Consider the following 12,058-nt stretch of genomic DNA (forward strand, 5'->3'; position numbering starts at 1 on the left):
ATTTTATTAGGTAAAATTAAAAAGAAAACCGTCTCTTTTAAAATGAGACGGTTTTCTTTTTATCTAAAATGTAGCTTTATCTAAAATCTAAACATGTAAAGCTCTTTTTCCGGTTGCATCAAGAGCTGCTTCTTTGATTGCTTCAGCAAATGTTGGGTGTGCGTGTGACATTCTTGAGATATCTTCTGCACTTGCACGGAATTCCATTGCTGTCACAGCTTCTGCAATTAAATCGGCAGCACGAGCTCCAATCATATGAATACCTAAAACTTCATCAGTAGCAGCATCTGCTAAAATTTTGATGAAACCATCATTATCAGCACTTGCACGAGCACGACCTAAAGCTTTGAATGGGAAACTACCTACTTTGTAATTTTTACCTTCAGCTTTTAATTGTTCTTCAGTTTTACCAACTGCAGAAACTTCTGGCCAAGTATAAACAACTCCAGGAATTAAGTTATAATCGATGTGAGGTTTTTGACCTGCTAAATATTCAGCAATCAATACACCTTCTTCTTCTGCTTTGTGAGCTAACATTGCACCACGTACAACATCACCAATTGCATAAATATTTGATACTGAAGTCTGTAAATGATCATTTACTTCAACTTGTCCTCTGTCAGTTAATTTAACACCAGCTTTTTCAGTATTTAAACCATCAGTATAAGGACGACGACCTACAGCTACTAAAGCATAATCCCCATCAAGAACAATCTCTTCTCCTTTAGCATTGTCTGCTTTTACAACAACTGCATTTCCGTTGCGAGTAACTTCTTTTACTTTGTGAGAAGTATAGAATTTCATTCCTTGTTTTTTCAATACTTTAGTCAATTCTTTTGATAAAGCACCGTCCATTCCTGGAATAATTCTGTCCATGAACTCAACTACAGATACTTGTGCTCCTAAACGTAAATAAACTTGACCTAATTCTAAGCCAATAACTCCACCACCAATAATGATTAAGTGTTTAGGAACTTCTGGTAATTTTAAAGCTTCTGTAGAAGTAATAACTCTTTCTTTATCAATAGAGATGAATGGTAAAGAAGATGGTTTTGAACCAGTTGCAATGATTGTATTTTTAGCTTCAATTTTTTCTACAGAGCCATCAGCTTTTGTAATTGCTATTGAAGTAGCACTTTCAAACGAACCAACACCATTAAAAACAGTGATATTATTTTTGTCCATTAAGAATTTTACTCCACCACTTGTTTGATCTACAACTGCTTGTTTGCGATCAATCATTTTTTGAAGATTTACTTTTACTTCTCCAGAAACTTCAATTCCGTGGTCTGCAAAATGTTGCAATTCTTCATAATGATGTGAAGAGGCTAATAATGCTTTTGAAGGAATACATCCTACATTCAAACATGTACCTCCAAGCGTTGAATATTTTTCAATAATGGCAGTTTTCATTCCTAATTGGGCACAACGAATCGCTGCTACATATCCGCCAGGACCTGAACCAATTACAACTACGTCAAATGAACTCATAGTATATATTTTATGTTGTTTTTAAAAAATCAACTGCAAAATTAGTGAATTTTGTTTAGAAGGAATTGTCTTTTTGGAAAATATAGGTAGAAAGAAATTAAATAAAAAGCCCTGAAGAATTTCAGGGCTTAAATTTTACTAAACTGCGTCGTTGCAAGTGTATACCTGAGGGCATCCAATGTAATCAGAGCAATACCATGGACCAGTTACAGCACCGCTACAAGAACAACCACAAAGTGATAAATCAATTTTAGCTTTACCATAGATTGTTTTTTGGCTTTCTTTTGATAATACCTCAGCCCCAGAAAGATTTAAAAGTTTTGATTTCATAATGATATAAATTAATGATTATTAAATTAAGAATCTTGTACTGAACATGGATCAATAAAACAAGGTGAACAATGCAGTGGAAGTGGTTTTCCGCAGGTACAATGACATTCTCCATCATTTGGAGCGCCTCCATTTATTGATTTTTGATTTTCTTTTGATAGTACTTCAACACCAATAATGTTTAAAAGTTTTGTTTTCATAATTTTTTAGTTTTGATTTAAAAATAATATTACTAAAGTAATCTTTTACTTACAAATTGAAAAATAAAACTTTAATTTTTACTGTTTTAAAATTGAAAGCGAAAGCAATTTTAAGTTAAAAGGTCAAATTAAAATTAACATTTTGTATTTGTTGATACGTCAAATATTTTTTGAATTCCTTAACAGTTTCAATGTTATCATTTATTAAATTAGAGGCCAAAACATAAATTATGAAAAAATATATACTTAGTTTTTTATTAATAGGAAGCGTTTCATTTGCACAAAAGCTTACTATCGAAGAAACTGTTACTGGAGGAAGAAAATACGCTCCAACTACTCAAGTAGCTCAACAATGGCGTAAGAATTCTAAATCGGTTGCTTATTTAAGTGCTGATTATGTTAATTTGTTAGAAAAAAGTGCTACGAATGGATGGAAAGAAGCAACTTTGGCTACAAAATCTGATTTTGAAAATGCTTTAAAAGCAAAAATTACTTCAGATGAATTTTCAGTAAAAACTTTTCCAACTTCTATTGAGTGGAAGTCTACTAATGCATTTGAAACAGAGGTTTCAGGTAAAAAAAATAATTATAAGGTCATATTTGATGTTGTTTACAAACAAATCACAAATGTAATTTCTTATTCAAATGAAGGAGAACAAGCAAAGTTTGCTAATAATGGAAATGTATCTTGGTTAAAAGAAAACAATATTAAAATTACTACTGCTTCGGGTAATGTTATAGATGTTACTAATGATACAGATAAAGGTATTGTGAATGGTTCTGATTATGTACACCGTCAGGAATTTGGTATCAAAGAAGGAATGTGGTGGAATGAAGCTGGAACACAATTAGCGTATTACCGTAAAGATGAAACCATGGTTGCTAATTATCCTATAACCAATTGGAACGAACGCGAAGCAATTAATAAGGATATCAAATATCCTATGGCTGGAATGACTAGCGAAAATGTAACTTTAGTGGTTTTTGATGTTGCTTCAGGAAAAAAAGTAACGATTCAAACCGGCGAGCCAAAAGAACAATACTTAACAATGGTTTCTTGGGAACCAACAGGAAAAAACATTTTCATCGGAATTTTAAATCGTGAACAGAATCATTTAAAATTCAATAAGTATGATGCACAAACTGGTGCTTTTGTAAAAACATTATTTGAAGAAAAAGCATCAACTTGGGTTGAACCACAACATGCTTTAATATTTGTGCCAAATAATCCATCTCAATTTATTTATCAAACTGATTTTAATGGTTATAACCAAATGTATTTATACAATACTGATGGAAAACTATTGAAAAATTTAGGGTTTGGTGATGTAATTGTTAAAGATTTTTTAGGTTTTGATAACAGTGCTTCAAAAATCAACTACATAGGTACTGCTAACAATGGTTTAGACCGTCAGTTGTATCAAGTAGATTTAAAATCTGGAAAAACGATTCAGTTAACTTCGATTTCGGGAACGCATAATGCTTCAGTTTCTTCAGACGGAACTATGGTTTTAGATCAATACAGTAATGTTACAACGCCAAATGAGATTTCAATTTTGAACATTAAAACAAAAATGGCGAACACAACTTTAGTTAAAGCTGATAATCCTTTTACTGGTAAAATTGATATGCCAAAAATGGAATTGGTAACAATTACTTCAGCCGATGGGAAAACACCATTAAACGCACGTATTATCTATCCAGCAAATTTTGATGCTGCAAAAAAATATCCAGTAATGGTATATGTGTATGGAGGTTCACATGCTCAATTAGTGACTAACCGATGGTTAGGAGGAGCTGGTTATTTCGATTACTATATGGCACAACAAGGTTATGTGGTTTTCACATTAGATAATAGAGGAAGTGATGCCCGTGGGAAAAAATTCTGTGATGTTAACCACCGTCAGTTGGGAGTAAACGAAATGGCTGACCAAATGAAAGGTGTTGAATTTTTAAAATCTAAATCGTTTGTAGATCAGGATAAAATTGGAGTTTTTGGATGGAGCTTTGGAGGTTTTATGACAACTACTTTAATGACTAATCAAACTGATACGTTTAAAGTTGGAGTAGCAGGTGGTCCAGTAATCGATTGGAAATATTACGAAATCATGTACGGTGAGCGTTATATGGATATGCCACAAGAAAATCCAGAAGGTTATGCAAAAGCTTCTTTATTGGATAAAGCTAAAAATCTAAAAGGACGTTTATTAATAATTCATGGAGCACAAGATCCTGTAGTAGTGCAACAAAACAGTATGAATTTTATCGAGTCTTGTATTAAAGCTGGTAAACAAGTTGATTATTTCTTGTATCCTAATCACGAACACAATGTAGCCGGTAGAGATCGTATTCATATGTATGCTAAAATTGCAGATTATTTTGATACATACTTGAAAAAATAATTATGAAAATTGACGATGAAATTTCTGAAAAAGAGAGTAATATATTAAGTTTTATTTTCTTTTTTTTGTTGTCTTAGTGATGCCTATAACTTATTTTATTTTGAAAGATCGTTTTGATAACAAAGAAATTGAAAATAATAAAGGAATAACAGTAGCTAAGTATTCATTTTGTAAGCATGGTAATAAGAATACTACAACAGCCTTTTTTAAGTTTTATGTAAATGGAACTAACTATAGAATTAGTGTTGGAGGCTGCCCAGAAAATTCATCCGAAATGCTCAATAAATATTATGTTTTATATTACTCGAAATTGGATCCAAATAAAGCTAAGATTGATTTTTCTAAAGAAGTAACTGACACAATTGAAATTATACAGGCTGGATTTAGTAAAAATGAGATTTTGGGCAAGCCATCAACTTACGATTGGGATTGGCCTCAATAATTGAATCAGTAATTTTTCAAAACTATATTTTAAAAAAGTTGACTTCAAGTCAACTTTTTTTATTTCCACTATCTTTGCGCCATGCCTACATCTTTATTTCAAAACTTTAAAGCCAATATTTCAGGAATTGCTTTACCTGAAAAATTCAATTTTCCTTTTTATTATGAGCCACATGAGTTAAGTCAAATAGCAGCTCAAGAATTACAGTCTTATCTTGAAACACAATCTGATTTTGAGCATAATTTTGGGTTAAATGACGAACAGGAAGGTTTAGTAATTGGAAAAATGTTTGGCGTTTTAGTTTGCCAAAATCAACAGGGAGAGTTAGGTTATTTATGGGCTTTTTCGGGAAAATTAGCAGAGCAAAATCATCATGATTATTTTGTTCCTACTGTTTTTGATATGTTGGATGAAAATAGTTTTTTTAACCTTGAACAAGATAAAATCAATGCTATAAATAGAGAAATTGAACGGTTAGAGTCTCAAAGTGATTATCAAAAGGCTTTATTAGATTTAGAGACAATTAAAACCGAAGCCGAACAAGATATTTCAAGACATAAAGCAAACTGTAAAATTCAAAAAGCAGATAGAAAAGAAAAACGTGCTCAAGCTGAGCAAAATTTAACTCCAGAAGAATTTCAAAGATTGATTCAAGAATTAAATGAACAAAGCCAGCAGGAAGGAATTTTATTAAAGAAAATGTCAGCTTATTGGAATTATAAACTTGTTGATACACAAAAAGTTGTTACTTCTTTTGAAGATAAAATAATTGCGTTGAAAGAGTTGAGAAAAGAAAAATCGGCGGCTTTACAACAAAGACTTTTCGCAGAGTATTCGTTTTTAAATCAGTTCGGAAAATCTAAAAGTCTCGGTGAAATATTTAATGATAATCCGCCAGCAGGAGCAGGGGAGTGTGCAGCTCCTAAATTACTACATTACGCATTTCAACATCAATTGAAACCTATTTGTATGGCCGAATTTTGGTGGGGACAATCACCAAAATCTGAAGTCAGAAAACACAAACACTTTTACCCATCATGTAAAAGCAAATGCGAGCCTATTTTATTGGGACATATGCTAGAAGGCATCAAAATGGATGATAATCCATTTTTAGAAAATCCAGCTGAAGGAAAAGATATTTCAGTGATTTTTGAAGATGAGTTTTTAGCTGTGATTAATAAACCAGCCGAATTTTTATCGGTACCGGGAAAAGAAATTCAAGATTCGGTTTATCAAAGAGTAAAAACGCTGTACTCAAATGCAACGGGTCCTCTTATTGTACATCGTTTAGATATGTCGACTTCTGGTTTAATGTTAATAGCCAAGACTGAAAAAGTATATGTAATGCTTCAGCATCAATTTATAAAACCTACTGTTAAAAAATGTTATGAAGCGCTTCTTGATGGAGTTTTAGTTGATCAAGAAGGAACCATTGATTTACCTCTCCGAGTAGATTTAGATGACAGACCTCGACAATTGGTGTGTTATGAGTACGGTAAATCCGCAAGAACTAAATGGGAAACAATTTCTGTAGAAAATGGAAAAACGCGCGTTCATTTTTATCCTATAACTGGTAGAACACATCAGTTGCGAGTTCACGCTTCACATCCTTTAGGATTAAATACTCCAATTGTTGGGGACGATTTATATGGTGAAAAAGCTGACAGATTGCATCTTCATGCCAAATCATTAACGTTTATACATCCTATTACAAAAGAAGTTGTTACGCTAGAAGTTAATGCAGAATTTTAATAGATCTTACGTTTTATCTCTTCCAATAAATCGCCCTTTGCTCAATAAAAATTAATAGCTTTTGCTATGCTTTTCTTTTAAATGTGATGAATGATAGCAACTGTTACAATTTTTGTTTGCAAAACAAATATTAAAATTGTAAAGTTATTTTAGTTGTTTTTAAATTTATATTATTAATTAGAAAGATTTGCTAATTTTTTTTGGTTTTATTTTTCTCCAATAATTATCTTTTGAGTAGATATTGAACCATTATCGAACTCTATTTTCAACCAAAATACTCCTTTCCTATCAATATTGTACTGTTGTTTGTTTAGAGAATTTATTTTTATAGATTTTCCTAAAATATCGTAAGCAGTAACCTTTGCAATTGTTTTTGGTGCATAAATTTGGAAAGTACCTGTTGAAGGATTTGGAAATACACTAATGTTTTCGGATATATTAGTGATATTATTTGTATTTAGTGTTGTATCGTAATTCGCGATTACTCCTGATAATAATCGAATATAAGCCGCTTGATAATAGATGGCAGGTTCGGAAACTTCCCAACTGTTGTTTGGATAGCCGTCGTTAAAATCTAGATACGATTTAGAAGCAGGTTGTCCATAAGGAGGAGAAACTGTTGTAACGGTGAAATCTTTATTAGGACCTCCAACCACAAAGCCTGGAGCAGGTCCATTGGAAGAAAGCAGTGCATTATCATAGATAGAACCGTTGGCAAACCATGTGTGGTATATTTCATTAATAGAATAGTCGGCACCAAAGGCGTACATGTTAGAAAGTTGTACAATGCCAAGTGGGTTTACTCCGTGAAAACTGTGGACAAATTCTTTGGCTCTATTTTTTAATCCACTCGGATTAGATCCAATATTATTTTTGGCATATAGCAAGTTTAAATTTCCATAACTGGCTTTTGCTTTGTTACTTCCCCAATAGTAAGACCAAGAAGGGAGAAAGTCGCGGTATAAACCTAGATTACTACTTCCGTAATAATTATTCCAATTATTGGTTACATCGGTTTGCACCGAATTTCGGATAGAATTTACCAAACTACTATTTGCATTGGATAAGGTAGTGTAATATAACAAAGCATCTTGCATTACTGTATAGTCGGCTCCCCAGTTAGAATCTGATAAAGGCGTTATTAATGGAGCATTTGTGGTAACAAAGTTGTGGTAAGTATTTTGATTGGTTAATTGAAACAAATAAATCGCAGCACTTACCATCATGGTTTTTTGATTTGTAACACTAGTATCTGCATCTCCAGAAACTATTTCGCCATTATCACAATTGGTTTGCAAGGTATTTGTGTTAAAATAGGGAAGTGTATAATTATAACAAGCAATGGCACGATTTTGTAATTGGGTCGCATAAGCGGTATTTCCAATAGCATTAAAGATAATGGCAGCATGCGAGAATGTACTTGCAATAGTTGCAGAGGCCGAAGTACATAAATTACCATAATAGCGGGGATTGGTATTGGCGCTTGGAGGATAATTACTATTGTCGGAATAGTTTTTACTACCCATTTTGATATAAGCAGAACCATCTGCGTTTGACATTTTGTATAACCAATCTAGTTCGTACTTGATTTCATCGAGTAGATCAGATGTCCCGTTGCCACTTTCTGGAATATTCCAATTGTCTCCAAAAATAGCAGGATTGCTTTCATATGCCATCAATAAATCGTGAATAACACTATACGTAAAGGTTACATATTTGTTGTAATCGCCTGCATCAAACCAACCGCCAGATAAATCTTTTTCGGTAGCAGCATTTCCTTGTGCAAAAACAGATCGAGCATTATAATCCTGTAGGTTGTTATTAAAGTTCATTCCATCGGTCCATTTGGAATTAGCATAAGGAACCACTTTGGTAAAGTTGCAACGGTTATAGTAAAACATTTTGGTCGCTGCTTTTAGTACTTCGGTATACGGATTAGTTCCAATGACAAAAGAGGCAGAACTTTTATTGTTAGTCGCATCATAAATGTAGTAAGTTCCTGGAGTGGTTACACTTGTAAAGTCAAACCACCAACCTTTATCACCTGAAAAAGTATCTGTTGCACCACTATTCCATGAAGTTATAACTCCTGTATATACTACGATGTTGGAACTGTTCTTTACTTGAAGTGTTGCTGGAGGGGCATAACTTTCGGCAGCATTGAAACCAGTTTGAGGGTCACGTAAGACTGCTACTTTGGGTGCATTGGTAAAATAACCAAATTGATCTACTTCTATAAATGGATTTTGTGCTACCGTAAGGTTATAAATGAATAGAAATATTAATATCGTTTTTTGCATGGCTAATATGTTTTTATGATTTTCATATTTTATACGGTGAAGTTATCTCTTCTTCCTTAAAAAGAAAATAGTAAAAGAGATAATTTGAATTAATGAGAACTACTTTTAGAAACTTGTTGTATAAACGTATCGAAATCGGGTAAATTTTTATTCTCGTAAATTTCTATAAATTGTTTGAATTGCATATAGCCATATACATAAGGGTTAGCGGATGCTTGCTCATAGTTTTTGCTAAAATATTCTTCTATCGTTGCGCCTGCAGGAACCGGATTTGGTAATTTTGCCCAGATTTTTTTGGCAGCTTCATAGCATTCTTTTAGTTCTTTTTCTCGATGGTGTTTTTTCCACCAAAGCATGGCAACAGTATTGGCAAAATATTCTCCTTTATAAGAACCTTCCAATTGTCCTTTTATCAGGAATTCGTAGGCATGTCCTAGTTCGTGCGACAAATAAAATCCGTTAAAAAATAATCCGAAAATTCTTTTGCCTTCGGCCTCACTTCCTGCAATTTCGTAAAAGAATTGTTTTTGTTCCGGAATTACTTGTTCCCAAAGCGGAATGTTAGCGGCATCTTTGTAAAAATAAATCAGATACGGTGTGGTATGTAAAACGGTTTTAATGTTGAACTTGATTTTTTTATTGTTTTTGTGAATGTCTTTAGTAAAAGATTTGGTGATGGTGTTGGCATCTTTTACTAATGCAATAGAGTCGGAGTAGGTCGTAAACCATTTTTTTTGCGCCATGCTAATTTGTATCGAAAAAATTAGCAAAAGAAAGAGTGTTTTTTTCATATTGTTTTTGTTAGGGAATAATTGTTTTAAATGCAATATTGGTTATGGAATAATGACTTTTTTTGTGATAATAGTCCCGTTTTCCATTTCTAATTGTAAAAAATAGATGCCAGAATTTTGTATAGAATACTTATTATCTTGGGTTATGGATAACGGAATTTGTTTTCCAATAGGATCGTAAACGGTTATTTTTTGTATGGCTAATGAAGAATCGATTTGAAAGGTTCCTGAAGAAGGATTGGGATATACAGAAACGGTAACGGACTTAGAATCTACTTCCTTTCGATTTAAAATTTGGGTTGAAGTTGCCAAATAAATGCCACCATTGCCAGGATTTGTAGAAGTTATTGGTAATTGATAGGTAGTAAAGTTGTTGGCTATATTGGAAAGTGTTGCAATATCTAACCACATGCCGGATCCGCTTACTTGTTCGTTCACATATATTCTATCTATGGCAGTATCTATTTGCATTCCGCCTAATTGTCCACGACCAGTAACAGAGGAAGGCAAATTCCATACTTGATAACCACTAGTACTGTTTGTTAAATTAGGATTTGCCTCTGTACTGGCAGTATTTAAAATTACACTTTGTAGTTGCGTACTAATTCGAACTAAGGTTGGCGCTGCATTCGTACCCGAATCATTATTGTTGGCCACCCATAATTTACCAGTACTATCTATAGCAATTCCTTCTGGTTGGGCAAAAGCACTACTTACAGCTAAATTTTGTAAGCTAGCGATAGTGTTTTCTACATGTCCGCCATTCGCGCTCCAAGAAGTACTGTTGGTCATAAAAGAATGAAAAGTAGTATTTGTCGTATTTAAATCGGTGCTTTTTATACCAATTACTCTGTTGTTTCTATAATCGGTAGCCCAAAGATTGCCACTTCCATCTAATACAAAATTGGCAAAATAAGAAAGAGAACCACCATTTCCTAGATCTATACGGGTAGCATAATTGGAAGCGGCGGTATATTTTACAATATGCGTATCTAGATAACTTCCTTCGGAAGTGTATATGTTTCCAGAAGCATCTGCCGTTATTCCTACATAATCATTTCCAATATTAGTAATTTGGCTAACGTTAGCAATAGCATTGGCGGGATTATTGCCATAACCAGGAAATCGGTAAATTCTTTGGTTAGCAGAGGTCAGCGTTACGAATAAATCATTGCCATACATCACAGTGCAATTTGGACTTGCAGTCGTAGCCAAACCATTTGGTAAACTATTCAAATTAATAGTATATGCGGGATTTACTGCGATAGTGGAAGTTGTTGTTGGAAAATAAGTTTTAATAGTGTTATTACCAAATTCGGGAACCACCAATGCTCGGTTTATTAATTGGGCATTTCCTGCGAAAAAGCAAAAAAGAGCACCTAATACATAGATTTTTGAAGTAATTTTTTTGTTCATATGTTTAGTTTTTTAGGATTGGAATAGTAGTTTGGCAGTATCTTTAGAAATCGAAATAGATAGATTTGCCGATATGGGTATAATTCTGTTGGAGAAATTTTGGTTTAGCTGCACCGTAATTTCTTTTAAAAGTGTTTTTGGTAGCTTTTTATTTTTTGTGTAATAAATTTGGAAGCCATCACATTGTAAATAATCTTGGTGTAAAGTATATCCAAGAGTAGCAGCAACTTTTTTTAGATAATGCCATCCTTGTGTATTAACTTCTATAGAAATGGTTGTAATAGATTGAAATTTTCTAGGATATTTAGAAGTACCGTATACTATTTTGTTAAATTCTGCTGGGGAAATGGATAAAAGAAGTTGTTCTTCTGTAAACCCTAACATTTTTAGATAATCGGCACTATATTCTATAATAGAAATTTCTGAATTGGATTTATTTCCGGTTGTTTTTACGGCAGAATACCATAAATCTGAGGTATTACCAGAATCTAGATACGTTTTTTCTAATACTAATTTAGTATCCTTTTTTTGCTTTTGGATACTGTCTAGATATCCAATTTTTCTGGCTTTAAATTCGATTCCGAAATCCTGCAGATTATCTCCGAATTTTTTATTTCCGTTGGGCTGGAAAAACTCCAAGGTTGCAAATTCTCCAATATAATATTTGCCAGTATATTCGTCTTTGTTGGTTTTGGTGGTATTTTCTTTACAAACAAAAAGAGTATCTTTTATAAAAGAATTGGAAAATAAGGCCGCATAATCTTCTTTCGGAATACAAACAAAAATGGTATTTGCATCCGTTTTGGATTGCCCGTTGGTTAGCAGGGAAATGCTATAGAAAAAACAAAATAAAAGCCATTTCATATTTTACAATATTTATGGATCAAAGATATTTGACCATCTTGTTTTTTTAATGGGACAATTCGTGAACTGT

The 12,058-nt window shown here is 33.0% G+C and carries 10 protein-coding genes; 3 read left to right on the top strand and 7 right to left on the bottom strand.

Translation table 11 applies throughout. The features are described from left to right. Positions 1-87 precede the first annotated feature (87 nt). The 3 genes from lpdA to LJY17_RS02540 all read right to left on the bottom strand — a co-directional run bounded on the left by lpdA (position 88) and on the right by LJY17_RS02540 (position 2,021). Positions 88-1,491, bottom strand: a complete 1,404-nt coding sequence (lpdA, locus tag LJY17_RS02530) for a dihydrolipoyl dehydrogenase (RefSeq protein ID WP_264542300.1) — start codon at positions 1,489-1,491, stop codon at positions 88-90. A gap of 138 nt (positions 1,492-1,629) precedes the next feature. Then, the gene (locus LJY17_RS02535) at positions 1,630-1,821 is read right to left on the bottom strand and encodes a hypothetical protein (RefSeq protein WP_264542301.1); all 192 of its coding nucleotides are present in this window, start codon (positions 1,819-1,821) and stop codon (positions 1,630-1,632) included. 26 nt (positions 1,822-1,847) lie between these two features. Then, positions 1,848-2,021 (bottom strand): hypothetical protein, encoded by a 174-nt coding sequence (locus LJY17_RS02540; protein WP_264542302.1) that lies wholly within the window; start codon positions 2,019-2,021, stop codon positions 1,848-1,850. 230 nt (positions 2,022-2,251) lie between these two features. On the opposite strand from LJY17_RS02540, the gene LJY17_RS02545 reads away from it, so the two are divergent. From LJY17_RS02545 to LJY17_RS02555, 3 genes are all read left to right on the top strand, one after another. Further along, complete coding sequence (locus tag LJY17_RS02545; protein ID WP_264542303.1) at positions 2,252-4,423, top strand: S9 family peptidase; 2,172 nt, start codon at positions 2,252-2,254, stop codon at positions 4,421-4,423. A gap of 100 nt (positions 4,424-4,523) precedes the next feature. Beyond that, the gene (locus tag LJY17_RS02550) at positions 4,524-4,865 is read left to right on the top strand and encodes a hypothetical protein (RefSeq protein WP_264542304.1); all 342 of its coding nucleotides are present in this window, start codon (positions 4,524-4,526) and stop codon (positions 4,863-4,865) included. 81 nt (positions 4,866-4,946) lie between these two features. Continuing rightward, the gene (locus LJY17_RS02555) at positions 4,947-6,617 is read left to right on the top strand and encodes an RluA family pseudouridine synthase (RefSeq protein ID WP_264542305.1); all 1,671 of its coding nucleotides are present in this window, start codon (positions 4,947-4,949) and stop codon (positions 6,615-6,617) included. Between the two features lie 206 nt (positions 6,618-6,823). Here LJY17_RS02555 and LJY17_RS02560 read toward each other — a convergent pair whose 3' ends face one another. The 4 genes from LJY17_RS02560 to LJY17_RS02575 all read right to left on the bottom strand — a co-directional run bounded on the left by LJY17_RS02560 (position 6,824) and on the right by LJY17_RS02575 (position 11,988). Next, positions 6,824-8,917 carry a glycoside hydrolase family 9 protein gene (locus LJY17_RS02560; protein ID WP_264542306.1) on the bottom strand — a complete coding sequence of 698 codons (2,094 nt, stop codon included), beginning with the start codon at positions 8,915-8,917 and terminating at the stop codon, positions 6,824-6,826. 89 nt (positions 8,918-9,006) lie between these two features. Continuing rightward, entirely contained in the window at positions 9,007-9,708 is a 702-nt protein-coding gene (locus LJY17_RS02565; protein WP_264542307.1) for a hypothetical protein, read from the bottom strand. A gap of 42 nt (positions 9,709-9,750) precedes the next feature. Beyond that, complete coding sequence (locus LJY17_RS02570; protein WP_264542308.1) at positions 9,751-11,124, bottom strand: T9SS type A sorting domain-containing protein; 1,374 nt, start codon at positions 11,122-11,124, stop codon at positions 9,751-9,753. 12 nt (positions 11,125-11,136) lie between these two features. Then, positions 11,137-11,988, bottom strand: coding sequence for a DUF5829 family protein (locus LJY17_RS02575; protein ID WP_264542309.1), 852 nt, complete (start codon positions 11,986-11,988; stop codon positions 11,137-11,139). Positions 11,989-12,058 lie beyond the last annotated feature (70 nt).

This window comes from Flavobacterium hankyongi, from assembly GCF_036840915.1.
Classification (GTDB): domain Bacteria; phylum Bacteroidota; class Bacteroidia; order Flavobacteriales; family Flavobacteriaceae; genus Flavobacterium; species Flavobacterium hankyongi.